Below are 22,633 nucleotides of genomic sequence, written 5' to 3'. Positions count from 1 at the left end.
GTCAGCCGCGGCTCTTGGAACGGGGGCGCAGGGCGGCTGCGGCGAGGACGGCCGGGGTGGTGACGACGACCATGAGCATCATGGTGGACATCCCGTCCGGGCCCCGCCGCTCCAAGGCCGCCGAGTGGTACGGACGCACGTGAAAGGCGGACACGGGCGCGGCGGCGGCCCTGGGCAGGGGCGGGGCGGGTGCGTCCGCCGGCTCCGGACCGGCCCCGGGCCCGGCAGCCGCCCCGGGTGCCGGTGGCTCCGACCCCCCGGCCCCGGCCTCCGCCGAAGGCCCCGGACCGTCCGGCGACCCCGGCGATCCCGGCGGCTCCGGAGCGCGAGCGGGAGCCGGCCCCGGCGCGGGGGGCCGCCCCGGGTGGTGCACGGTGGGCCGGTCGGCCCCGGGCACGGTCACCCGTACCGAGGGCACGCCCGGCCGCGCCTCGGGCGGCCCCGGGACGGGCGGCTCGGTCCGCCCGGCCGGAACGCACACGTCGACGCGGGCGCCACGGCCGTGGCCGTCGCCCGCGACCGCCACGTGGCCGTGCAGCGGGCAGAGCGCCGCCACCAGACCCGCTCCGGCGAAGTACTGCCAAGCGGTCACCGCGTGTCCTCCCGATTCCGCAGCACATATGAGGGTTACGGCTGAAGAAACGATCACGGCCCGGGTTCGATACGCGGCAGACAGGTCAAGATCCTTGACGGAGGGGTGACTTCAGGCCACCGGCCGACCGGAACGGCCGGCGGCGACGCGGGCGGGGACCTCCGGGAGGCGGCCCGGGCCCGCCGGCGCTCCTCGGCATCGAGCGGTTCGAACCCGATCCCGCATCCCGCGACTTCCCGCACCGGAACGGACCGGACCGGACCGGACCGGACTTCCGTCTTTCCGCGCGGCACCGATAACGGCTAACCCACGCGAAAATGGTCGCGCCAGAATTCGCCAGCGGTTTGCGGAATACCGGCTCTCCGCAATTCCACCATCCCCCTAACCCCCGCCCGACCTGGCCTTATGTACACGACCTGACGTCGATTTGACCCTCTCGGGAGAAATCCGCAGCCGACCTTGCAAAACCTGACCGAACCCTGCATGGACCCGTCTTGTTCGGCCCTCTCGAATTGCAGAGTATGGGACGCACAGTCCAAGGGAGAAGGCATTCTCACCGCCGAGATCGGCCGGCCCGTCAGCAGCGGATCCACGCTCTGCGAGATCAAGGGATAGGACACCGACATCATGCACAGCACCCTCATCGTCGCCAGGATGGACCTGGCCGCCGGCGCCGACGTCGCCAAGCTCTTCGCCGAGTTCGACGGCACCGAGATGCCCCACCTCATGGGCACCCGCCGCCGGCAGCTGTTCTCGTACCGCGGCCTGTACTTCCACCTCCAGGACTTCGACGAGGACAACGGCGGCGCCCTCATCGAGCGGGCCAAGACCGATCCGCGCTTCATCCGGATCAGCGAGGACCTGAAGCCCTTCATCGAGGCCTACGACCCCGCGACCTGGCGCTCCCCCGCCGACGCGATGGCCACCCGCTTCTACGACTGGGAGGCGGGCAAATGACCGGCCGGCGCGTCGTCATCACGGGGATGGAGGTCCTCGCGCCCGGCGGCCTCGGCACGAAGAGCTTCTGGGACCTGATCAGCGAGGGCCGCACCGCCACCCGGCGGATCACCTTCTTCGACCCCGGCCCCTTCCGCTCCCGGGTGGCGGCCGAGATCGACTTCGACCCGGAGGAGTTCCTGCTGACACCGCAGGAGGTCCGCCGGATGGACCGGGCCGCGCAGTTCGCCGTGGTCGCGGCACGCGGAGCCGTCGCCGACAGCGGGATCGACCCCGGCGCCTACGACCCGTACCGGATCGGCGTCACGATCGGCACGGCGGTCGGCGCCACGATGGGGCTCGACGAGGAGTACCGGACGGTCAGCGACGCGGGCCGGCTGCACCTGGTCGACCACGAGTACGCCGTACCGCACCTGTACAACTACATGGTCCCCAGCTCCTTCGCGGCCGAGGTCGCGCTGACGGTGGGCGCGGAGGGGCCGAGCACGGTGGTGTCGACCGGCTGCACCTCCGGCATCGACTCCGTGGGGTACGCGGTGGAGCTGATCCGCGAGGGCAGCGCCGACATCATGATCGCGGGTTCCTCCGACGCCCCGATCTCCCCGATCACCATGGCCTGCTTCGACGCGATCAAGGCGACCACGCCCCGCGACGACGACCCGGGCACGGCTTCCAGGCCCTTCGACGGGAGCCGCAACGGCTTCGTGCTCGGCGAGGGGGCGGCCGTGTTCGTCCTGGAGGAGCTGGAGAGCGCCAGGCGCCGCGGCGCGCGCATCTACGCCGAGATCGCGGGCTACGCCACCCGCAGCAACGCCTATCACATGACCGGACTGCGCCCGGACGGGGCGGAGATGGCCGAGGCGATCCGGCTGGCCCTGGACGAGGCGCGGATGAACGGCGACGAGATCGACTACGTCAACGCGCACGGGTCCGGGACCAAGCAGAACGACCGCCACGAGACGGCCGCCTTCAAGAAGCAGCTGGGCGAGCACGCCTACCGGGTCCCGGTGAGCTCCATCAAGTCGATGGTCGGGCACTCGCTCGGCGCGATCGGGTCGATCGAGATCGCGGCGTCGGTGCTGGCGCTCCAGCACAACGTCGTGCCGCCCACCGCGAACCTGCACACGCCCGATCCCGAATGCGATCTCGACTACGTGCCGCTCACCGCCCGGTCGCACGCCACCGACGCCGTGCTGACCGTGGGCAGCGGCTTCGGCGGGTTCCAGAGCGCCATGGTGCTGGCCCGGCCGGACAGGAAGGCAGCGGCATGACCGTCAAAGCAGTGGTCTCGGGGCTGGGCATCACCGCTCCCAACGGCCTGGGGGTGCAGGAGTTCTGGGCCGCGACCCGCGCCGCGAAGAGCGGCATAGGCCGGGTCACCCGCTTCGAGCCGGGCCAGTACCCGGCCACGCTGGCCGGCCAGATCACCGATTTCACGGCCGAGGACCACCTGCCGAGGAATCTGCTGCCGCAGACGGACCGGATGACCAGGCTGGCGCTGGTGGCCACGGACTGGGCGCTCGCCGACGCGGGCATCCGGCCCGAGGACCTGCCCGAGTTCGACATGGGCGTGATCACGGCCAGTTCGGCGGGCGGGTTCGAGTTCGGCCAGGGCGAGCTGCAGAACCTGTGGGCCAAGGGGCGCCAGTACGTGAGCGCCTACCAGTCCTTCGCCTGGTTCTACGCCGTCAACAGCGGCCAGATCTCGATCCGCAACGGCATGAAGGGCCCCAGCGGCGTCCTGGTCAGCGATCAGGCGGGCGGGCTCGACGCGGTGGCGCAGGCGCGCCGGCAGATCCGCAAGGGCACGAACCTGATCGTCTCCGGGGCGGTGGACGCCTCCATCTGCCCGTGGGGCTGGGTGGCGCAGCTGGCCGGCGACCGTCTGAGCACCAGCGCCGATCCGGGGACGGCGTACCTGCCCTTCGACCCGGCCGCCAACGGGCACGTGCCCGGCGAGGGCGGGGCCATCCTCATCCTGGAGTCCCACGAGGCGGCGCTGGAGCGGGGCGCGCGGATCTACGGGGAGATCGCGGGCTACGGGGCGACCTTCGACCCGAGGCCGGACCGCGGGCGCGTGCCGGGGCTGCGCCGGGCGATCGAGCTGGCGCTGGCCGACGCGCGGGTGCGGCCCGCCGAGGTGGACGTGGTCTTCGCGGACGCCGCGGCGATCTGCGAGCTCGACCGGGTCGAGGCCGAGGCGATCACCCAGGTGTTCGGTCCGCGCGGGGTTCCGGTCACCGCGCCCAAGACCATGACCGGGCGGCTGTACTCCGGGGCCGCGCCGCTGGATCTGGCGACGGCCTTCCTGGCCATCGAGGACGGGCTGATCCCGCCCACCATCAACGTGGCGCCCGCCGCCGAGTACGACCTCGACCTCGTCGTCGACCGGCCGCGCGCCGCGAGCGTGTGCACGGCCCTGGTCCTGGCCCGCGGGCACGGCGGATTCAACTCCGCCATGGTCGTCCGCGACGTCGCCTGCGGGCACCGCTGAGCACCGGCTTCCCACCGTACAGAAACCGTTGTTGCCGACAGAGAGGCATCCGCCATGGCCACCACCGCCGCCTTCACCCTCGACGACCTCACGGCCATCCTGCTCGCCGCCGCCGGCGACCAGGGCGCCGACTTCGGGGCCGAGCTCACCACGGAGTTCGATGCGCTCGGCTACGACTCGCTCGCCCTGCTGGAGATCAGCGGCCGGATCGAGCGGGAGTACGGCATCTCGCTCGACGACGACCCGCTGACCGCGCAGAGCACGCCGCAGTCGCTGATCGATTCCGTCAACTCCCTGCTGAGCACGTCCGTCTGATCAGCCGTCACCCGCACGATCATCCACTCATTGGAGAAGACAGACATGCCGCAGCAGAGTCAGCGGGTCGCACTCGTCACCGGGGCCACCAGCGGGATCGGCCTCGCCGTCGCCCGGCTGCTGGCCGACCGGCAGCACCGGGTGTTCATCGGCGCGCGTACCGCCGAGAACGTCGCCTCGACCGTCAAGCAGTTGCGCGAGGAGGGGCTCGACGTCGACGGCAGCGCCGTCGACGTCCGCTCCAACGAAGGGGTCCACGCCTTCGTGCGGGCCGCCGTCGACCGGTTCGGCCCCATCGACGTGCTGGTGAACAACGCCGGGCGCAGCGGTGGCGGCGTCACCGCCGACATCGACGACGAACTGTGGAACGACGTGATCGACACCAACCTCAACAGCGTCTTCCGGCTGACCCGGGAGGTGCTCAACACGGGCGGCATGCGGCACAGGAGCCGCGGCCGGATCATCAACATCGCCTCCACGGCGGGCAAGCAGGGCGTGGTCCTCGGCGCCCCCTACTCGGCCTCCAAGCACGGCGTGGTGGGCTTCACCAAGGCGCTCGGCAACGAGCTGGCGCCGACCGGGGTCACCGTCAACGCGGTCTGCCCCGGATACGTGGAGACCCCGATGGCCCAGCGGGTCCGGCAGGGCTACGCCGCCGCCTACGACACCACCGAGGACACCATCCTGGAGAGGTTCCAGGCGAAGATCCCGCTCGGCCGCTACTCCACCCCGGAGGAGGTCGCCGGCCTCGTCGGCTACCTGGCCTCCGACACCGCCGCCTCCATCACCGCGCAGGCCCTGAACGTCTGCGGCGGCCTGGGCAACTTCTGAGCCCTCGCCCGGGCGATCCCCACCCGTTCCCCGAAAGGAGCACCGCATGTCCGCGTCCGAGCGGTCCCGGCCGCACGAGGCCGAGCACGACGTCACCATCGCGGCCCCGGCGGCAGCCGTGTACCGGCTGATCGCCGAGGTGGAGAACTGGCCGCGCATCTTCCCGCCGACCATCTACGTCGACCACGTCGCCAAGGGCACCGGGGAGGAGCGCATACGCATCTGGGCCACCGCCAACGGCGAGGCCAAGAACTGGACTTCGCGCCGGATCCTGGACCCCGAGGGCCTGCGGATCGACTTCCGCCAGGAGGTCTCCACTCCCCCGGTCGCCTCGATGGGCGGCGCCTGGGTGATCGAGCCGCTGTCGGAGACCGAGTCGCGGGTGCGCCTGCTGCACGACTACCGCGCGATCGACGACGATCCGGAGGGCCTCGCCTGGATCGAGGAGGCCGTCGACCGCAATTCGCGCTCCGAACTCGCCGCTCTGAAGGCCAACATCGAGTCCGCGCACCGCGCGGAGGAGCTGACGTTCTCCTTCGAGGACACCGTCCACATCAACGGATCCGCCAAGGACGTCTACGACTTCGTCAACGAGGCGAACCTGTGGGCCGAGCGGCTGCCGCACGTGGCGAGCATCCGGCTCACGGAGGACGTGCCGGGCCTGCAGACCCTGGAGATGGACACCCGTGCCAAGGACGGCTCCACCCACACCACCAAGTCGTACCGGGTGACCTTCCCGCACCACAGGATCGCCTACAAGCAGGTGACCCTGCCCGCGCTGATGACCCTGCACACCGGCTACTGGACCTTCACCGAGGACGCGGAGGGTGTCGCCGCGTCCTCCCAGCACACCGTGGTGCTGAACACCGCCAACATCGCCCGGATCCTGGGCGAGGACGCGACCGTCGCCGATGCCCGGGAGTACGTGCACAGCGCGCTCAGCACCAACAGCCGCGCCACGCTGGGCCACGCGAAGGACTACGCCGAGGGCCGGCGCTGACCATGGCCGACGCCCGGCACGTGACCACCCAGCACCCGGATGGACAGCGCCCGGACACCCAGGTCGTCGTCGTGGGCGCGGGACCCGTCGGGCTGATGCTCGCCGGCGAGCTGCGCCTGGGCGGAGCGGACGTGGTGGTGCTGGAGCGCCGCACCTCCCCCACCACGGAGTCGCGCGCCTCCACCCTCCACGCCCGCACGATGGAGATCCTCGACAGCCGCGGCCTGCGGGACGCGCTCGGCGAACCGCCGAACGAGCGCCGGGGGCACTTCGGCGGGATCCCGTTGGACCTGACCCTCCCCGGCCGTTACCCCGGCCAGTGGAAGGTCCCGCAGTTCCGCACCGAACAGCTGCTCCAGGAGTGGGCGCTCGCGCTCGGCGCGGACGTCCGGCGCGGCTGGGAGGTCGTGGAGCTGGCCCAGGACGGCGAGGGGGTCCTGGTCACCGCCGACACCGCGCGCGGTCCCGTACGGATCCGCGCCTCCTACCTCGTCGCCTGCGACGGCGAGGACAGTACGGTCCGTGCGCTGACCGGGGCCCCCTTCCCCGGCCGGCGCACGGTCCGCGAGCTGCTGCGCGCGGACGTGGCCGGCATCGAGGTCCCCGGCCGGCGGTTCGAGCGCCTGGAGCGCGGGATGACCGTCGCGGCGCGCGGTCCCGAGGGCGTCACCCGGGTGATGGTGCACGAGTTCGGCACCAGCGCCCGCTCCCGTACCCGCGAGCCGGACTTCGCGGAGGTCGCCGACGTGTGGAAGCGCGTCACCGGCGAGGACATCGCAGGTGGGCGACCGCTGTGGGTCAACTCCTTCGGGGACGCCAACCGGCAGCTGGCCCGGTACCGCGAGGGCCGGGTGCTCTACGCCGGCGACGCGGCCCACCAGCAGATGCCCATCGGCGGCCAGGCCCTCAACCTCGGCGTCCAGGACGCGGTGAACCTGGGCTGGAAGCTGGCCCTGCGGGTCCGCGGCCTGGCACCCGACAGCCTGCTCGACACCTACCACTCGGAGCGGCACGCGGTGGGGGCGCGGGTGCTGGAGAACATCGGGGCCCAGGCGCTGCTGCTGCTCGGCGACGCGGAGGTGGAGCCGCTGCGGACGCTGATGACCTTGCTGGTGGCCGCCGAGGAGAACCGCGCCCGCCTGGCCGGGATGATCAGCGGCCTCGACATCCGGTACCCGGTCGACGAGGGCGACGAAGGCGGCGACCACCCGTGGCTCGGCGCACGGCTGCCGGAGCTGGCTCTGACCGTGCCCGGTGCGCCCGGCGGGCCGGGTCGCCCCACCACGACGACGGAGCTGCTGCGCACCGGGCGGGGTCTGCTGCTGGACCTGAGCGGCGATCCGACGGCGGCGCTCGGCCGGACCGCCGAGCCGTGGGCCGACCGGGTCACGGCGGTGGCAGCGCTTACGGACCCGGCCGCGCCGGGCGGCCTGGACGGCCCGGACGGCCCGGGCGCGGAGGCCGTACTCGTCCGCCCGGACGGCCACGTCGTATGGGCCGCGACCTCGCGGGCCGTCCCGCTTTCCCGGGTCCTGCGCCGTTGGTTCGGCGCGTCACGCCATGAATCCGAAAATCCGAGCAGAGGATAATTCCCGTGGACACGGACGTCATCATCGTCGGCGCCGGGCCGACCGGTCTCATGCTGGCGGGCGAACTGCGCCTCGGCGGCGTGGGCGTCATCGTGACCGAGCGGCTGGCCGAGCCCACCGGCCAGTCCCGCGGTCTCGGCTTCACGGCCCGCGCCATGGAGATCTTCGACCAGCGCGGGCTGCTGCCGCGGTTCGGCACGCTGGAGAAGAGCCCCCTCGGCCACTTCGGCGGGGTCCAGTTCGACTACACCGCCTTGGAGGACTCCCACTTCGGGGCCCGCGGCGTCCACCAGTCCCTGACCGAGGCGGTCCTGGAGTCCTGGGCCACCGAGCTGGGCGCGGACCTCCACCGGGGCTGGGACCTGGTGGACATCGCCGACGAGGGGGACGAGGGGGTACGCGTCACCCTGAACACCCCGGACGGCGTACGGCAGCTGCGCTCCGCCTACCTGGTGGGCTGCGACGGGGGCCACAGCACCGTCCGCAAGGCCCTCGGCTTCGACTTCCCCGGCACGCCCGCGACCCGCGACATGTACCTCGCCGACGTGGTCGGCTGCGACCTGCGCCCCCGGTTCCTCGGCGAACGGCTGCCGAACGGCATGGTGATGGCGGCCCCGCTGAAGGAGGGCGTGGACCGCGTCATCGTCTGTGAGCACGGCACCCCGCCGGGCGCCCGCAGCGAGTCCCCGGACTTCGAGGAGATCGCCGACGCCTGGCAGCGGATCACCGGCGAGTCCCTCCACGGCGGCGCCGCCGAGTGGGTCAGCTCGTTCACCGACGCCACCCGCCAGGTCACCGAGTACCGGCGCGGCCGCGTCCTGCTGGCCGGCGACGCGGCGCACATCCACCTCCCGGCCGGCGGGCAGGGGCTGAGCACCGGCGTCCAGGACGCCGCCAACCTCGGCTGGAAGCTCGCCGCCACCGTCCGGGGCCTGGCGCCCGAGGGGCTGCTGGACAGCTACCACGGGGAACGGCACCCGGTCGGGGCCCGGCTGCTGATGAACACCCGCGCCCAGGGCACGGTGTTCCTCGGCGGCGAGGAGGCTGACCCGCTGCGGAACCTGCTGACCGAGCTGCTGGAGTACGACGTGGTCAAACGACACCTCTCGGGCACCGTGAGCGGCCTGGACATCCGCTACGACGTCGGCGGCCCGGCCCATCCGCTCGCCGGGCGGCGCCTGCCGCCCCGGGGTCTGCGGACGGCGTTCGGACCCACCACCACGACCGCGCTGCTGCACGCCGGGCGGGGCGTGCTGCTCGTCCTCACCGACGACGAACACGCGCCGGAGATCGCGGAGGCGTGGGCCGGCCGGGTCGACGTCACCGTGGCCGTACCGGAGGATCCGGGGACGTTCGGCGGCGCCGCGGCCCTGCTCGTACGGCCCGACGGGTACGTGGCCTGGGCCGGCTCCGACACCACCGCCGTCGGCGTCTGCGACGGGCTGGCCGAGGCCCTGCACCGGTGGTTCGGCACGCCGGCCGCCCTCGACGCGGTGCCGGCGGCATGACCACCGCGCCCGCGGCCCTGTCCCGGGGAGTACGCCGGATCAGCCTGGACGCCGACGGCACACCGCTGTCGGCCCTGCTCTGCGCCCCCCGGGACTGCGCGCCGCGGGCGACGGTGGTCGCGGTGCACGGGGCCGGCATGAGCGCCGGCTACTTCGACGGCCAAGCCCTGCCCGACCTGTCCCTGCTCACCCTGGGGGCGCGGCTCGGGTTCACGGTCCTGGCCGTCGACCGGCCGGGCTACGGACGGTCCGCGGGCCTGCTCCCCGAGGGTCAGGCGCTCGCCCGGCAGGCGGTCACCCTGGCCGCCGCCCTGCGCGACTACCGCACCCGCTTCCCCACCGGGGCGGGCCTGTTCCTCCTGGCCCACTCGTTCGGCGGGAAGGTCGCGCTGCTCACCGCCGCCGACCACCCCGCGCCCGATCTGCTCGGCGTCGAGATCTCCGGCTGCGGCCACCGGTACGCGCCCGATGCCCTCTCGGGCACGGAAGCGGCCCGGGGAGGCAGGCGCAGCTGGGGGCCGCTGCGCCTCTACCCGCCCAGCACCTTCACCACGAGCGGTTCGATCGTGGCACCGGTCCCGGCCCTGGAGCAGGCGGACATCGTCCGCTGGCCGGAGGTGTTCCGGGGCGCCGCGGGCCGCGTCCGCGTGCCCGTACGGTTCACCTTCGCGGAGCACGAGGAGTGGTGGCGGCACGACGCGGAGGCGCTGGCGGAGCTGCGGTCGCGGCTCAGTGCCGCGCCGCGGCTGTGCATCGAGCGCCAGCCGATGGCGGGCCACAACATCAGCCTGGGCTACGCGGCCCGCTCCTACCACCTGCGCTGCCTCGGCTTCTTCGAGGACTGTCTGCTCCAACAGGGCGTCACGTACGGTTGAGCCTTGGTCGGATCGTACAAAACGAGGGGACTGGAACGGATATGACAACCGCTCAGAACGGCGTCCGGGTCGAGCCCAGTGCGAAGCGGGTCAGGGTGTACCTGGGTGGCCGTCCGGTGGCCGACAGCAGCCGGCCGCTGCTGGTGTGGGAGAACCCTTACTACCCGACGTACTACTTCCCGGCCGGTGACGTCGACCGGGACCTGCTGGTCGCGGACGGGGAGACCGCGCACTCGCCCGAGCGCGGCGACGCGGAGGTGTTCACCGTCAAGGTCGGCCCGGCCGCGGCGCGGGGCGCCGCGCAGCACTACGAAGCCTCCCCGGTCGAGGAGTTGCGGGGGCACTTCCGCTTCGAGTGGGAGGCCATGGACTCCTGGTTCGAGGAGGACGAGGAGATATTCGTCCACGTCCGGTCCCCGCACACGCGGATCGACGTACTGCCCAGCTCGCGCCACATACGCGTGGACATCGACGGCGTCACGATCGCCGAGACCCGCAACGCGCGCCTGCTCTTCGAGACCGGCCTTCCGACGCGCTACTACGTGCCGCAGACCCATGTCCGGATGGACCTGCTCGAACGGTCCGACACCGTCACCCGCTGCCCGTACAAGGGCACCGCGCGGTACTGGTCGATCCGGGCCGGCGACCGGCTCCACACCGATCTGGCGTGGTCGTACCCGACGCCGCTGCCCGAGAGCCAGAAGGCCGCCGGCCTCATCGCCTTCTACAAGGTGGACATCTACGTGGACGGCGTGCTCCAGGTGGATCCGAAGCGCCGCTGATCTTCTCCTGAGCCACGCGCGGAGGGCCGCATTCGCCGAATGCGGCCCTCCGTCGTGTCCACGTCCCGGTCAGTCCGTCCAGCTGCGGGCACCGGTGAACCGGGGCGCCCGCCACCGGACGGTGTCCGCGCGTCGTGGGGGCTCGGCCCGGGCGGCCCCCCGCTGAGCCGCCCGGGCGAGCACGACCGCTGTCAGAGCGGCGAGTTCCTCCGTGTTCGCCCTGCCCCGTTCGATGCGCAGCAGGGGCTCCGCCGCGTCCCCGCTCACTGCGGCGGGTTGCCGTGCTTGCGCGCCGGCAGGTCGACGTGTTTGGCCCGCAGCATGGCCAGGCCCCGGATGAGGGCGCCGCGCGTGTCGGCCGGGGCGATGACGTCGTCCACCAGGCCGCGCTCGGCGGCGTAGTACGGGTGCATCAGCTCGGCCTTGTACTCCTTGACCAGGCGGGCACGGGTGGCCCCGGGGTCCTCGGAGGCCGCGATCTGCCGGCGGAAGATGACGTTCGCGGCGCCTTCGGCCCCCATCACCGCAATCTCGTTGGTGGGCCAGGCGTAGGTGAGGTCGGCGCCCACGGACTGCGAGTCCATGACGATGTACGCGCCCCCGTACGCCTTGCGCAGGATCACCGAGATCCGCGGGACGGTGGCGTTGCAGTAGGCGTAGAGCAGCTTGGCGCCGTGCCGGATGATGCCGCCGTGCTCCTGGTCCACGCCCGGCAGGAAGCCGGGCACGTCGAGCAGCGTGACGAGCGGGATGTTGAAGGCGTCGCACATCTGGATGAAGCGGGCCGCCTTCTCCGAGGCCTTGATGTCGAGGACGCCGGCCAGGGACTGCGGCTGGTTGGCGACGAGGCCGACGACCTCGCCGTCGAGCCTGCCGAGGGCGCAGATGATGTTCGTCGCCCAGCGCTCGTGGACCTCCAGGTACTCGCCGTCGTCGACGATCTCCTGCACGACGGCGCGCATGTCGTACGGGCGGTTCCCGTCGGCCGGGACGATGTCGCGCAGTGCCTCGCAGCTCCGCCCGGGCGGGTACTCGGCCGAGGCGGCGGGCGGGTTCTCCCGGTTGTTCTGCGGCAGCAGGGACAGCAGGTAGCGGACCTCCTCCAGGCAGGTCCGCTCGTCGTCGTACGCGAAGTGCGCGACGCCCGAGGTCTCGGCGTGCACGTCGGCGCCGCCCAGCCCGTTCTGGCTGATCTTCTCGCCGGTCACGGCCTGCACCACGTCCGGGCCGGTGATGAACATCTGCGAGGTCTCGCGGACCATGAACACGAAGTCCGTCAGGGCCGGGGAGTACGCCGCCCCGCCCGCGCAGGGTCCGAGCATCACGCTGATCTGCGGGATGACCCCGGAGGCGCGGGTGTTGCGCTGGAATATCCCGCCGTAGCCGGCCAGCGCCGAGACGCCCTCCTGGATCCGGGCGCCCGCGCCGTCGTTCAGCGACACGAGCGGCGCGCCGGCGGCGAGGGCGTGGTCCATCACCTTGTGGATCTTCTGCGCGTGGGCCTCGCCGAGCGCCCCGCCGAAGATGCGGAAGTCGTGGGCGTAGACGAAGACGGTGCGGCCGTGGACGGTGCCCCAGCCGGTGACGACCCCGTCGGTGTGGGGCCGGTTCTGTTCGAGGTTGAAGCCGCTCGCCCGGTGCCGCCGCAGCGGTTCCAGTTCGCTGAAGGACCCTTCGTCGAGGAGCAGGTCGATCCGTTCACGCGCGGTCAACTTGCCCTTGGCGCGCTGCCGTTCGGTGGCGGCCGGATCGCCTTCGAGGAGGGTGCGGCGCAGCTCCTCCAGTTCGGGGATGCCGATCGGCGGCTCTTGCTGCCGGTCGCGTTTGACGGTGTCCATGCAGGTTCCCTTCAGGTGTGCGGTGTCAGCCGAGGAGCGAGCCGCCGGTGGCGTCGAGGACGGCGCCGGTGATCCGGCGCGCGTCGTCGGAGGCGAGGAAGGCCACGACGTCGGCGATGTCGGAGGGCTGGGCGATGCCGCCGAGGGCGGCCAGGCCGGACAGGGCCTCCCGTACCTCCGGGACGTCCAGGAACGCGTGGCCGGTGTCGGTGACGCCGGGCGACACGGTGTTGACGGTGATCCGGCGCGGGCCCAGGTGGCGGGCGAAGTGCAGCCCGATCATCTCCACGGCGCCCTTGGTCATGGCGTAGGCCACTTCCCTCGGATTCGCGAAACGGGTGAGGCCGGACGAGATGCCGATGATCCGGCCGCCGTCCCGGAGGATCGGCAGTGCGCGCTGCACGATGAAGAAGGGCGCTTTCGCGTTCACGGCCATGAGCCGGTCGAACAATTCGGGAGTGGTTTCCTCGGGGCTCGCCCCGGTGGTGTTGATTCCCGCGTTGTTCACCAGAATGTCCAGCTCGCCCGTGCCGCAGAGGGTCTCCAGCCCGGTGCGGAGCTGCTCGAAGAGCGTGTCGACATCTCCGGGAACACCGAATTCGGCGCGCAGGGTGAATGCCCTGCCACCGCCGGCGGTGATGGCCTTCACCGTATTCTCGGCGGCTTCCCTGTCGTGCGCGTAATGCACGGCGACGAGTGCGCCTTCGCGGCCCAGCCGTTCGGCGATCGCCCGCCCTATACCGCGGCTCGCTCCGGTGACGAGCGCCGTTTTGTTCGCTAGCCTGCTCATCGCTCGGCCTTTCCCCCGATGAATTCTTCCGGTCTCTTTCCGTCTCATGGTGGGTGGCCGAGAAGGGCCGTTCAAGGCCGGAGATTCCAGGGTTCGGTCATGTTTCGAATGACGGACCGGCTCTTCCTCCGGCGAATGTCACGGCAATGTCAGATCTCCGTCAGTTCCGCGATCCGCCGCTGTCGAGAGGTATCCGGCTGCGGCTAGCTTCGAAGTCATGGAACACAACACGGCTTCATCCGAAGCGCTGAATGAGACAACTGGCCGGAATTCCCCGATCGGTTCCTGGTCGGCGAGTGTGGTCTACGGAGACAAGACGGCCGAGGTGCAGCTGACCTTCGAGCCGGACGGATCGGTCCGCCTCGCCACCTCCGTGAGCACGGGCGAGGGCACCTGGACCCGGTCGGACCAGGACGGGGCGCGGTTCAGCTACCGGGTCAAGGAGGTCTTCGACGACAAGCCGGGGCTGCCCGGCTGGGTGGACATCGAGCAGGACGCGGCCTTGTCGGGGCCGGCGTTCACCAGCTCGGGGGCTTCCGTGATCTGGGCCGTGAGCGGCACCCGGCTGGCGTCCGTGACGGCGGACGTGTCCGCCAGGCGGGAGGACGGTCGCGCATGACGAAGATCGGCTACGAGGACGCCGTCAACGAGGCCCTCGAACGCCTCGACGACCTGGGGTACGAGCGCGGCGCCCAGGGCGACCTGGCCAACCACGGGCCGATGGGTGCCGAGACCCTGGCCGTCCTCGGGCACGCGGACAAGGTGGCCGCCTGGGTCGAGGGCTACCGCACCGCGATGCCCCACCACGAGCCCCCCGCCGCCCGGTTCGCGCTCGACGCCTCCGACGAGTCCTCGTGGCGGCCGGCGCTCGGCGCCTTCGAGCGCGCGGGCGACTGGGAGCGGCTCTTCGTACGGGAGCTTGCCGAGGCCCCGTGGCGTACGGTGCTGGCCCGCTGGTGGCCGGAGCTGCTGCCGGGGCTGCTCGCGGGGCTGACCCACGGGGCGATCCGTACGGCACACGCCGTCCGGAGCATCGCGGCCTCCCGGGAGCCCAGCTCGCGGCAACTCACCGAATTGGCACGGGCCTTGGCGTACTGGGCCGCGCGCTACACCCGCCTGCCGGGCGAGCCCCGGCTGCGGGGCGGCCACGACATCGCCGGCGCCGTCGCCGCCCTGCCCCGGCTCCGCGGCGAGGAGGCGGTGACGCCCGCCGTCGCGCGCGGGCGGTTCACCCGGCTCGACGCGATGCCCGGCTACTTCGAGGCGCTGGACGCGGTCGCGCCGAACGAGGCCCAGTGGCTGCTGAGCGAGATGACCGCGGAGTTCGCGGGCGTCTACCTGGCCCACGACGAGATCTACGCCGTGCCCATGGTCCACGCGGTCACCGCCCCCGCGGCCGTCCGCCTGGTCCTCCCCCATCTTCCCGTCGAGCTGCACGAACCCTCCGTCGCGGCCCTGTGGCAGGTCCACACCGCCTTCCTGCTGGCCTTCACCCGGGACCGCAGGGGCGAGCAGGAGGCGATCGCGGCGGCCACGGACAGCGATCTGCCCTCCTTCGACGAGCTGAGCGCGCGCGCCGTCGAGCACGGCGACGAGCACGTCATCAAGTTCACCGAGGCGTGCCTGCGCGAGCACATGCTCCGGCCCGACCGGCGCTTCCCCGCGGCGGCCTTCGCGGCGCTGTCGCGCATCGACCCCCGGTAGACGGCTTTCGCCGTCGCCGCGTCATCACCCCTTTAGCTGGAGGAATCATGAGTTCGACTGTTGTCGTCGTCGGTGGCGGATACGGCGGTACCACCGTGGCCAAGACCCTGGACGAGGTGGCGGAGGTGATCCTGGTGGAGCAGAAGGACTCCTTCGTGCACAACGTCGCCGCCCTGCGCGGAGTGGTCGATCCCGCGTGGAGCGAGCGCCTGTTCCTGTCCTACGACGGTCTGCTGTCGCGCGGGCGGATCGTGCACGCCCGCGCCGAGCGGGTGGAGCCCGGCTCCGTCACCCTGTCCACGGGCGAGCGGATCGAGGCCGATTTCGTGGTCCTGGCCACCGGCTCGACCTACCCCTTCCCCGCCAAGTTCGACATCGACGACGCCGCCGGGGCGAAGGCCAGGCTGGCCGAGACCCGTACCGCCCTCCAGGCCGCCGATTCGGTGCTGCTGCTGGGCGCGGGCCCGGTGGGGCTGGAGTTCGCGGGCGAGATCCGGGCGGCGTGGCCGGAGAAGAGGATCACGATCGTCGATCCCGCTTCGGACGTCATCGTGGGGGACTTCCCCGACGAGCTGCGCGCCGAGGTGCGGCGCCAGCTGGAGGAGCTGGGGGTGGAGATCGTCCTCGGTGCCTCGCTGGTGGAGGAGCCGCCGGCCGAGCCCGGCCGGGCCAAGACGTTCACGGCGAAGCTGACGACCGGCGCCGAGGTGACGGCCGACATCTGGTTCCGCTGCTTCGGCGCGGCCCCTGCCACCGACTGCCTGGGCGCCGGCCTGGCCGCCAACCGGCAGTCCGGCGGGCTGGTCGAGGTGCGGGACACCCTGCAGCTGCCCGGTCAGGAGCGGGTGTTCGCGCTAGGGGACGTCACCTCGATCCCCGAGGCCAAGAAGGCCAAGGCCGCCGAGGACCACGCGGTCGTGATCGCGAACAACATCCGCAAGCTGATCGCGGGCGAGACGGAGCTGGAGACCTACCGGGCCGGCGGCCCCATGATCGCCCTGTCGCTCGGGCCGAACGGCGGCGCCGGCTTCATACCGGAGCGCGGGGTGCTGGGTGCGGAGATGGTCTCCCGCGCCAAGAGCGCCGACCTGCGGACCACGTTCTACGAGGAGCTGCTGGGCGTGGTCCGGCCGGCCGCCGACCAGGGCTGAGCGAAGGAGCCGTACGGTGAGCGGGGTTGTCCGTCGCGCGGTCCGTGCGTACGGACAACCCCACACGCCTGTCTCAGCCCTTCGCCGCGGCGCCGTGCTCGTGGTGGCCCGGGCCGCTGTGGGCGTGGAACCGGGCGACTTCGGCCGGGTGGACCACGAACGGCCGCATCATGCCGTCGTCCTCGTGGTCCAGGGTGTGGCAGTGGTAGACGAACTGCCCGGTGCCGCCGTCGAACTTGCCGGCGACGGCCACCCACTGGCCCCGGTTGACGAGGACGGTGTCCTTCCAGCCCTCCTCGTACTTCTCCAGCGGGACGTCGGTGAACCCGGTGATCGGGGCCGTGGTCCGGGCGGTGGGGATGTCGTAGGTGGTGGTGAAGTTGCGCCGGAACATGGCCTGGAAGCGGGTGAGATGGATGTGCATCGGGTGCACCGGTCCGATGGGGCCCACGTGGATGAAGTTCCACACGGCCCAGCGGTTGTGGTTGATGTAGATCCCGACCGTGTCGTCGAAGAGGGCGCCGAGCTTGCGGAAGGTCCGGGTGGCCCCGGTCTCCGGATCGGTGATCTGGATGATGCCCGGCCCGCCGGGGTCGCTCGCGAGCTCCTCGAGGTCCCACATCTCCGGGTGGCCCTGCTGGTTCATCACCAGCGCCACCCATACGTGGTCGTGGTCCTCCGGCAGCGTCCTGCCGTGCTCGACCCGGTAGTAGGAGGGCGAGAGGACGGCCGGGACGGTGTAGTTGTCCAGCCGGGTGCGGTCCTCGACCCGGAACTGCATCAGGTCGGGGTCCGTGGGCCCGCCGGCCGTCCGCGCGTCGGTGAGGCGGAGCCTGAGTCCCTTCAGCTGCCTGAAGTCGATCAGTACGTCGAACCGTTCGGCGGGGGCGACGACCAGGCCGCCGGCCGGGACCGGTGCGGCCGCGGGCAGCAGGCCGGCGTCGGTGCCGATCAGCCGGATGGCGTCGTTGTGGACGTTGCCGTTCTCGTCGACGACGTTGAGGGTGTAGATGCGCCCGTTGGAGGCGTTGAGCAGCCGGAAGCGGTACCACCGGGCCTCGACGTTCAGGTAGGGCCAGATCACCCCGTTGACCGTGTTGAACGGGCCGGTGAACCCGGCCGGGACCACGTGGTCGCCGAACGGCACGGCGGGGATCTTGAACAGGAGCTGTCCGGTGAGCGCGCCGGTGGCGGGGTCGGTGTCGAGGTTGCGGTCGCAGAGGATCAGCGGCACCTCGCGGGTGGGGAGGGCCAGCGCCTTCTCCTCCGCGTCGCGGATGAGGTACATGCCGACCAGTCCGGCGTGGACGTTGTACCGGGTGATCGCCATCGCGTGGTCGTGGTAGAAGAGCGCGGCCGACGGCTGGAGGTTCGGGTACTGGGAGACCTGGCTCGTGCCGATCAGCCCGCCGTTGTGCGGCCAGCCGTCGCTGCCGCCGTTGTTGGGCGCCCCGTGCAGGTGGGTGACCGTCCAGGAGGGGAGATCGGCCACCCCCTCGATGATGGAGTGGCCCGGCCGGAGCGCGCCGCCCGGATCGCGGTAGCCGGGGCTCGCCGTCGGGTTGGCGGGGGCCGGGGCCTGCACGGCGACCAGCGGGATGCGGGTCGCGATGTTGTTGGTCCAGCTGACCCGCAGGTCCTTGCCGCTGGGGACGTCGATGGTCGGGCCCGGGTACTGGCCGTTGTAGGCCCAGACGGTCGTCGGCGGCAGCTGGGAGTGCAGCTGCACCTGGGCGCCGGTCAGGTTGATCTTGGCCTCGGTGAGGCTGCCGGCCGCCCGGATCACCGAGGGTATGCGCAGCGGGTCGAGGAACTTGGTGAGGCCCCAGTTCGGGCCGGCCGGTGCGGCGTCGGGGGCCTCGGCCACACCTGCGGGGGATGCGGCGGCGCCCGTCGGCGTGCGGCCGATGCCCGTGCCCAGGGCCAGCGCCCCGAAGAAGGCTCCGGCCGTCACCACCCTGCGGGTGACCCCCGGGCCCCGGTCCCCTCGAATGTCTTCCACCATGCCCTGACCCCCGTCATGTCTGCTGCGCGTGACTGATGTCGCGGCAGACTGGCATGGCGAAAGCGCAGCGGACAAAGTTCGTCCCCTGCGCTCCGCTGCCCCGCTGAACAGGGCGTTCCGCCCGGATCGGCGTCCCGGTCCGGGCAGGTGAACGCCACCCCGATGGTGCGCGGGTGGCGGCTGTGACGGGCAGGTCGGGTACTCCGGTTGCAACTCCCCTGACACTGGGGCCGGATAACCTGACGCCGACGTCACCCGAAATTCACCGTTCCGGCCGGACGGACCGGAGCGGCGGATCAGCCGGCGGCCATCACCGCGGTTCCGGGAACGGCGAGCTGGTCCCGCCCGCGCGCGTCGAAGGCGGCCTGGGCGGAGCTCACGTCGCCGACGTACTGCTCGCACCAGGCCCGTACGGCCCGCAGCGGCACCAGCAGCGTCCGGCCGAGCGGAGTGAGCGAATAGACCACGCGGGGCGGGGTGTTGGCGTATACCGTGCGGGCCACCAGGCCGTCGCGCTCAAGGGTGCGCAGCGTCTGGGTGAGCATCTTGCGGCTGACTCCGCCAACGGTCCGCTGCAGTTCGGAGAAGCGGGCGTCTCCGTCGCCCAACATGTTCACGACGAGGATCACCCACTTGTCCCCCGCAGTGTGAAGCAGGACACGTGGCTCACAACCGGCGCTGAACGGGTCTCCGGACGAACCGTCAGGTGAGGGGGTGGATGAAGTGGCTTTGTCGGTAGGCATGTTGAGCAGCCTACCCACCCAGGTCTCACATGGAACCCTTGTTTCCAGAAGAGACCTGGTCTAGCCTCTGAGCCACGGGCACAGTGAGGGCGGGGCTTCACCGCCGAAACTCCAACCCCTTGCCTGCGGCTCGTTCACCAACGGATCAGTCGCTCCAACGGCCTATTTCCGACCACGACTCGTGCTGTCGATCCGTTTGTCGAACGTGACCCGCCGCCGCCCGGAAACGCAGTCCATCGTGAGGACTCGACTGGTTCGCCGACCGCGAGGTCCCAGGGCGATCGCATTCTTGATTCGCCCGATCGTGGGCTCGGTTGACGCGAGAACAGTGCGAGGGGGAGCGCGCAGTGATCAAGAACGGGGGAGCGCAATGATCAGGGGCACCATCGATACACCCGGCATTCCGAGTCGATCCGATCGCCTGCCTAATTCTTCGACGGCGTACCGAGTGCTGGTCGTCGAGAACGACATCGGCGACAGGGAGGCCCTGACTCGGGGGCTGCGGCGCAATGGCCACACCGTCGACAACGCCAAGACGAGTACGGAGGCACTGGCGCAGTACCGGAACGTCGACATGGTGCTGCTGGATCTCGAACTGCCCGACCTGGACGGCCTGGAGGTCTGCCGGATCATCCGGTCGGGCTGCGACGTACCGATCATCGCGGTGACGGCCCGGGGTTCGGAACTGGACCGCGTGCTGGGATTCCAGGCCGGGGTCGACGACTACGTCGTCAAGCCGTACGGATTCCGCGAATTGCTGGCCCGTATGGAAGCGGTGATGCGGCGCGCGCGGCCGGCGGCGCCGCCGGCGACGGCGAATTCCGTCCGCGGTATCTCGCACGGGCCGCTCACCATCGACACCGGTTCACGCGAAGTGGAGCTGGGAGGCCAGCGCATCGACCTGACCCGAAAGGAATTCGACCTCCTCTTGCTCCTCGCCTCCCAGCCGGACTCCGTCGTCCCGCGGCGGCAGATCATGCACGAGGTGTGGGGGGACTCCTGGTCCCGGCGTACCGTCGACACCCACGTGAGCAGCCTCCGGAGCAAGCTCGGCGGCAGCGCCTGGATCCTCACCGTCCGCGGCGTCGGCTTCCGCATCGGCCACGCCTGACCGGAACCGGCCGGGAGCCGCCCTCGGCGGGCGGCTCCCACAGGCTCCGGACGGTTAGTTCCGGCGCGGCGAGCCGGCCTCCGCGTCAGGCGAGCCTGTCTGCGCGTCAGGCGAGCCTGTCTGCGCGTCAGCTGATCGAGAGGGCGGGGCCGGTGACCATGAGGCCCAGGTCGTGGCCCGCGTAGGCGAAGAAGGCGAACATCACCAGGGCCGCGCCGCCGAGCCCGATGTCCTTGAAGAACTGCGTCTGCTCCATCATCCGCGCCTGCGGGTCGCTCTCCTTCCAGAAGGCGTGCATCAGCACGGCGGCGGAGAAGCAGAAGGCCGCGAGTGCCAGGACCCCGAGGTCGGCCCACAGTCCGACCGCCACGCTCACGGCACCCGCCAGCATGACCACACCGCTGACGACCGTGGCCACGACGGGCATGGGCACCCCGCGGGACGCCGTGTACCCCGCCATCTGCTGGGTCTTGGTCAGGTGCGCCGTGGCGGAGGCGACGAAGAGGCCGATGAACAGCAGGCGGCCGATCAGCACGAGGACGTCCATCGTGACCTCCCTGGAACATCACACATGCCGGGCCCGGTGAGGGCCCGGTGCTCCCCTTCCCATGATTCACCCGTCCGGCCCATCCCGCCACGGCGCCCGCCTCTCCCCCGCCCCATGATCGGACCATGGAGCCCCAGGACCCGTACGAGGCGCCCGCCAAGAAGTTCACCTTCCCGAGCGCGCTGACCATCCTGGCCCTCGTCACCGTCGCGGTCTGGCTGCTGGCCTTCCTCGTCCCGGCCGGCCGGTACGACCGCAACGAAAGCGGCTCCCCCGTCTCCGGCACCTACCACCGCGTCCACGACACCCAGAGCTTCACCGAGCGCCTGAACGACCTCTTCCTCTCCCCCGTCAACGGCCTCTACGGAATCCAGGACGCGAAGACCGGCGAGGTGGGCCCGAGCTTCGCCGGCGACCTCTACGGCAGCGCGGGCGTCTTCCTCTTCGTCCTCGCCATCGGCGCCTTCATCACGGTCGTCTTCGCCACCGGCGCCCTCGACCGCGGCATCGCCCGCCTCGCCCACCGGCTGCGCGACCGCGGCGCGCTGCTGATCGCCGCCGTGATGCTGGTCTTCTCCGTCCTCGGCACGGTGGAGGGCTTCGCCGAGGAGACCCTCGGCTTCTACGGCCTGCTGGTGCCGATGATGCTGGCCCTCGGCTACGACCGGCTCGTCGCCGTCGGCGCCTCGATCCTGGGCGCGGGCATCGGCGTGCTGTGCTCCACCGTGAACCCGTTCGCGACGGGCGTGGCCTCCTCGGCCGCCGACATCTCGCTGGGCGACGGCATCGTGCTCCGCTTCGTGATGTGGGCGGTGCTGACGGCCGTCACCATCCTCTACGTCGTCCGGTACGCCAGGCGCGTACAGAAGGACCCGGCCAAGTCCCTGTGCGGGTTCCTGCCGGGCGACCGCGAGCAGAGGGCGACGGGAGCCGAGCAGGAGGAGCCGGAGCTGTCCCGCCTGCACAAGACGGTGCTGGTCCTGCTCGTCCTGGTCTTCGCCTTCATGATCTTCTCGGTGGTCCCCTGGTCCGGCGCCCTCACCGGCGAGGCGGACGCGACCCCGTACTCCTGGGAGCTGGACTGGTCCTTCCCGCAGCTCTCGGCGCTGTTCATGTGCGCGGCGGTGCTGGTGGGTCTGGTGGCACGGATGGGAGAGGCGAAGCTCAGCTCCACGATCATCCAGGGCGCCGCCGACTTCATCTCGCCGGCCCTGGTGATCATGCTGGCGCGCGGGGTCACGGTCATCATGAACAACTCGAAGATCACCGACACCGTCCTGCACTCCATCGAGGGCGTGGTCGAGGGCACCTCGTCCGCGGCCTTCGCGGTGATGGTCTTCGTGGTCAACCTCCCGCTGGCCTTCCTGATCCCCTCCACCTCCGGCCACGCCACCCTCGCCATGCCGATCCTGGCCCCGCTCGCCGACTTCGCCGGCGTCTCCCGCGCGCTGGTGGTCACGGCCTGGCAGTCGGCGAGCGGCTGGATGAACCTCTGGGTCCCCACGACGGCCGTGGTGGTCGGCGGCGTCGCCCTGGCCAAGGTCGGCTACGACAAGTACCTGCGCTTCGTCTGGCCCCTGTTGGCCATCCTCTTCGCACTGCTCTGCGGCTTCCTGGCCCTGGGCGCGGCCATGTGAGGCGCCCGCGCCCCCAGCCGTTCCCGCCTCAGGCCCGCACCGGGCGGGACACCGCCCCTAGTGCTGTGGCCGGAAAGGTTCACCGGGTCGCGGCGCTCCCCCAGCTACCGCTGGGAGGTACCCCCAGGCACGGCACCTCGCCGCGTTGTCGGACCACGCAAGTA

22 protein-coding genes are annotated in these 22,633 nt (G+C 71.5%); 15 read left to right on the top strand and 7 right to left on the bottom strand.

Annotated features, from left to right (window positions below):
- Position 1 precedes the first annotated feature (1 nt).
- Positions 2-592 (bottom strand): hypothetical protein, encoded by a 591-nt coding sequence (locus ACFWBN_RS23770; RefSeq protein WP_385178915.1) that lies wholly within the window; start codon positions 590-592, stop codon positions 2-4.
- 627 nt (positions 593-1,219) lie between these two features.
- Between ACFWBN_RS23770 and ACFWBN_RS23765 the strand changes: the two genes are divergently transcribed.
- The 10 genes from ACFWBN_RS23765 to ACFWBN_RS23720 are packed head-to-tail and all read left to right on the top strand — an operon-like array spanning position 1,220 to position 10,943.
- Positions 1,220-1,549, top strand: a complete 330-nt coding sequence (locus ACFWBN_RS23765; protein ID WP_385178914.1) for a TcmI family type II polyketide cyclase — start codon at positions 1,220-1,222, stop codon at positions 1,547-1,549.
- On the top strand, positions 1,546-2,820 hold the full coding sequence (locus ACFWBN_RS23760) for a beta-ketoacyl-[acyl-carrier-protein] synthase family protein (protein WP_385178913.1): 1,275 nt from the start codon (positions 1,546-1,548) through the stop codon (positions 2,818-2,820). Before ACFWBN_RS23765 ends, ACFWBN_RS23760 begins: the two co-directional genes overlap by 4 nt.
- Positions 2,817-4,043 carry a ketosynthase chain-length factor gene (locus ACFWBN_RS23755; protein WP_385178912.1) on the top strand — a complete coding sequence of 409 codons (1,227 nt, stop codon included), beginning with the start codon at positions 2,817-2,819 and terminating at the stop codon, positions 4,041-4,043. The genes ACFWBN_RS23760 and ACFWBN_RS23755 overlap by 4 nt, the downstream gene beginning before the upstream one ends.
- Positions 4,044-4,097: 54 nt before the next feature.
- On the top strand, positions 4,098-4,358 hold the full coding sequence (locus ACFWBN_RS23750) for an acyl carrier protein (protein ID WP_385178911.1): 261 nt from the start codon (positions 4,098-4,100) through the stop codon (positions 4,356-4,358).
- A 45-nt stretch (positions 4,359-4,403) separates the two neighbouring features.
- A complete protein-coding gene (gene fabG / locus ACFWBN_RS23745) occupies positions 4,404-5,189 on the top strand; it encodes a 3-oxoacyl-ACP reductase FabG (RefSeq protein ID WP_385178910.1) in 786 nt (261 codons plus the stop codon).
- Positions 5,190-5,235: 46 nt separating this feature from the next.
- A complete protein-coding gene (locus tag ACFWBN_RS23740; protein ID WP_385178909.1) occupies positions 5,236-6,189 on the top strand; it encodes an aromatase/cyclase in 954 nt (317 codons plus the stop codon).
- A gap of 2 nt (positions 6,190-6,191) precedes the next feature.
- On the top strand, positions 6,192-7,778 hold the full coding sequence (locus ACFWBN_RS23735) for an FAD-dependent monooxygenase (protein WP_385178908.1): 1,587 nt from the start codon (positions 6,192-6,194) through the stop codon (positions 7,776-7,778).
- 50 nt (positions 7,779-7,828) lie between these two features.
- The gene (locus tag ACFWBN_RS23730; RefSeq protein WP_385178997.1) at positions 7,829-9,286 is read left to right on the top strand and encodes an FAD-dependent monooxygenase; all 1,458 of its coding nucleotides are present in this window, start codon (positions 7,829-7,831) and stop codon (positions 9,284-9,286) included.
- Complete coding sequence (locus ACFWBN_RS23725; protein ID WP_385178907.1) at positions 9,283-10,161, top strand: alpha/beta hydrolase; 879 nt, start codon at positions 9,283-9,285, stop codon at positions 10,159-10,161. Before ACFWBN_RS23730 ends, ACFWBN_RS23725 begins: the two co-directional genes overlap by 4 nt.
- Positions 10,162-10,202: 41 nt before the next feature.
- On the top strand, positions 10,203-10,943 hold the full coding sequence (locus ACFWBN_RS23720; protein WP_385178906.1) for a DUF427 domain-containing protein: 741 nt from the start codon (positions 10,203-10,205) through the stop codon (positions 10,941-10,943).
- 69 nt (positions 10,944-11,012) lie between these two features.
- Here ACFWBN_RS23720 and ACFWBN_RS23715 read toward each other — a convergent pair whose 3' ends face one another.
- The 3 genes from ACFWBN_RS23715 to ACFWBN_RS23705 are packed head-to-tail and all read right to left on the bottom strand — an operon-like array spanning position 11,013 to position 13,571.
- Complete coding sequence (locus tag ACFWBN_RS23715) at positions 11,013-11,210, bottom strand: acyl-CoA carboxylase subunit epsilon (protein ID WP_385178905.1); 198 nt, start codon at positions 11,208-11,210, stop codon at positions 11,013-11,015.
- Positions 11,207-12,781: an acyl-CoA carboxylase subunit beta gene (locus tag ACFWBN_RS23710; RefSeq protein ID WP_385178904.1), complete on the bottom strand. Its 1,575-nt coding sequence runs from the start codon at positions 12,779-12,781 to the stop codon at positions 11,207-11,209. Before ACFWBN_RS23710 ends, ACFWBN_RS23715 begins: the two co-directional genes overlap by 4 nt.
- Before the next feature lie 25 nt (positions 12,782-12,806).
- A complete protein-coding gene (locus ACFWBN_RS23705; RefSeq protein ID WP_385178903.1) occupies positions 12,807-13,571 on the bottom strand; it encodes an SDR family NAD(P)-dependent oxidoreductase in 765 nt (254 codons plus the stop codon).
- Between the two features lie 217 nt (positions 13,572-13,788).
- Between ACFWBN_RS23705 and ACFWBN_RS23700 the strand changes: the two genes are divergently transcribed.
- From ACFWBN_RS23700 to ACFWBN_RS23690, 3 genes are read left to right on the top strand one after another with little or no spacing between them, the layout of a single operon-like run.
- A complete protein-coding gene (locus ACFWBN_RS23700; protein WP_385178902.1) occupies positions 13,789-14,190 on the top strand; it encodes a hypothetical protein in 402 nt (133 codons plus the stop codon).
- A complete protein-coding gene (locus ACFWBN_RS23695; protein WP_385178901.1) occupies positions 14,187-15,275 on the top strand; it encodes a questin oxidase family protein in 1,089 nt (362 codons plus the stop codon). Before ACFWBN_RS23700 ends, ACFWBN_RS23695 begins: the two co-directional genes overlap by 4 nt.
- Positions 15,276-15,322: 47 nt before the next feature.
- A complete protein-coding gene (locus tag ACFWBN_RS23690) occupies positions 15,323-16,426 on the top strand; it encodes an NAD(P)/FAD-dependent oxidoreductase (RefSeq protein ID WP_385178900.1) in 1,104 nt (367 codons plus the stop codon).
- 73 nt (positions 16,427-16,499) lie between these two features.
- On the opposite strand, the gene ACFWBN_RS23685 is transcribed toward ACFWBN_RS23690, so the two are convergent.
- Together ACFWBN_RS23685 and ACFWBN_RS23680 are read right to left on the bottom strand one after the other, a co-directional pair.
- Positions 16,500-18,431, bottom strand: coding sequence for a multicopper oxidase family protein (locus ACFWBN_RS23685; protein ID WP_385178899.1), 1,932 nt, complete (start codon positions 18,429-18,431; stop codon positions 16,500-16,502).
- Positions 18,432-18,727: 296 nt separating this feature from the next.
- On the bottom strand, positions 18,728-19,060 hold the full coding sequence (locus ACFWBN_RS23680; protein WP_385178898.1) for a winged helix-turn-helix transcriptional regulator: 333 nt from the start codon (positions 19,058-19,060) through the stop codon (positions 18,728-18,730).
- A 562-nt stretch (positions 19,061-19,622) separates the two neighbouring features.
- Between ACFWBN_RS23680 and ACFWBN_RS23675 the strand changes: the two genes are divergently transcribed.
- Positions 19,623-20,285 (top strand): response regulator transcription factor, encoded by a 663-nt coding sequence (locus ACFWBN_RS23675; RefSeq protein ID WP_385178897.1) that lies wholly within the window; start codon positions 19,623-19,625, stop codon positions 20,283-20,285.
- Between the two features lie 127 nt (positions 20,286-20,412).
- Here the strand turns inward: ACFWBN_RS23675 and ACFWBN_RS23670 are convergent, their stop codons facing one another.
- Positions 20,413-20,832 (bottom strand): DoxX family protein, encoded by a 420-nt coding sequence (locus ACFWBN_RS23670; RefSeq protein WP_385178896.1) that lies wholly within the window; start codon positions 20,830-20,832, stop codon positions 20,413-20,415.
- A gap of 125 nt (positions 20,833-20,957) precedes the next feature.
- On the opposite strand from ACFWBN_RS23670, the gene ACFWBN_RS23665 reads away from it, so the two are divergent.
- Positions 20,958-22,469 carry a YfcC family protein gene (locus ACFWBN_RS23665; protein WP_385178895.1) on the top strand — a complete coding sequence of 504 codons (1,512 nt, stop codon included), beginning with the start codon at positions 20,958-20,960 and terminating at the stop codon, positions 22,467-22,469.
- Positions 22,470-22,633: the final 164 nt, after the last annotated feature.

This window comes from Streptomyces sp. NPDC059989 (assembly GCF_042736975.1).
Classification (GTDB): domain Bacteria; phylum Actinomycetota; class Actinomycetes; order Streptomycetales; family Streptomycetaceae; genus Streptomyces.
This window is presented reverse-complemented; position numbering and strand designations above follow the sequence as displayed.

Excerpts from the sequence above, each read along its gene's own strand:
- ACFWBN_RS23765 (WP_385178914.1), top strand. The coding sequence starts at position 1,220 with ATGCACAGCACCCTCATCGTCGCCAGGATGGACCTGGCCGCCGGCGCC.
- ACFWBN_RS23760 (WP_385178913.1), top strand. The coding sequence starts at position 1,546 with ATGACCGGCCGGCGCGTCGTCATCACGGGGATGGAGGTCCTCGCGCCC.
- ACFWBN_RS23755 (WP_385178912.1), top strand. The coding sequence starts at position 2,817 with ATGACCGTCAAAGCAGTGGTCTCGGGGCTGGGCATCACCGCTCCCAAC.
- ACFWBN_RS23750 (WP_385178911.1), top strand. The coding sequence starts at position 4,098 with ATGGCCACCACCGCCGCCTTCACCCTCGACGACCTCACGGCCATCCTG.
- fabG (WP_385178910.1), top strand. The coding sequence starts at position 4,404 with ATGCCGCAGCAGAGTCAGCGGGTCGCACTCGTCACCGGGGCCACCAGC.
- ACFWBN_RS23740 (WP_385178909.1), top strand. The coding sequence starts at position 5,236 with ATGTCCGCGTCCGAGCGGTCCCGGCCGCACGAGGCCGAGCACGACGTC.
- ACFWBN_RS23735 (WP_385178908.1), top strand. The coding sequence starts at position 6,192 with ATGGCCGACGCCCGGCACGTGACCACCCAGCACCCGGATGGACAGCGC.
- ACFWBN_RS23730 (WP_385178997.1), top strand. The coding sequence starts at position 7,829 with ATGCTGGCGGGCGAACTGCGCCTCGGCGGCGTGGGCGTCATCGTGACC.
- ACFWBN_RS23725 (WP_385178907.1), top strand. The coding sequence starts at position 9,283 with ATGACCACCGCGCCCGCGGCCCTGTCCCGGGGAGTACGCCGGATCAGC.
- ACFWBN_RS23720 (WP_385178906.1), top strand. The coding sequence starts at position 10,203 with ATGACAACCGCTCAGAACGGCGTCCGGGTCGAGCCCAGTGCGAAGCGG.
- ACFWBN_RS23710 (WP_385178904.1), bottom strand. The coding sequence starts at position 12,781 with ATGGACACCGTCAAACGCGACCGGCAGCAAGAGCCGCCGATCGGCATC.
- ACFWBN_RS23705 (WP_385178903.1), bottom strand. The coding sequence starts at position 13,571 with ATGAGCAGGCTAGCGAACAAAACGGCGCTCGTCACCGGAGCGAGCCGC.
- ACFWBN_RS23700 (WP_385178902.1), top strand. The coding sequence starts at position 13,789 with ATGGAACACAACACGGCTTCATCCGAAGCGCTGAATGAGACAACTGGC.
- ACFWBN_RS23695 (WP_385178901.1), top strand. The coding sequence starts at position 14,187 with ATGACGAAGATCGGCTACGAGGACGCCGTCAACGAGGCCCTCGAACGC.
- ACFWBN_RS23690 (WP_385178900.1), top strand. The coding sequence starts at position 15,323 with ATGAGTTCGACTGTTGTCGTCGTCGGTGGCGGATACGGCGGTACCACC.
- ACFWBN_RS23685 (WP_385178899.1), bottom strand. The coding sequence starts at position 18,431 with ATGGTGGAAGACATTCGAGGGGACCGGGGCCCGGGGGTCACCCGCAGG.
- ACFWBN_RS23670 (WP_385178896.1), bottom strand. The coding sequence starts at position 20,832 with ATGGACGTCCTCGTGCTGATCGGCCGCCTGCTGTTCATCGGCCTCTTC.
- ACFWBN_RS23665 (WP_385178895.1), top strand. The coding sequence starts at position 20,958 with ATGGAGCCCCAGGACCCGTACGAGGCGCCCGCCAAGAAGTTCACCTTC.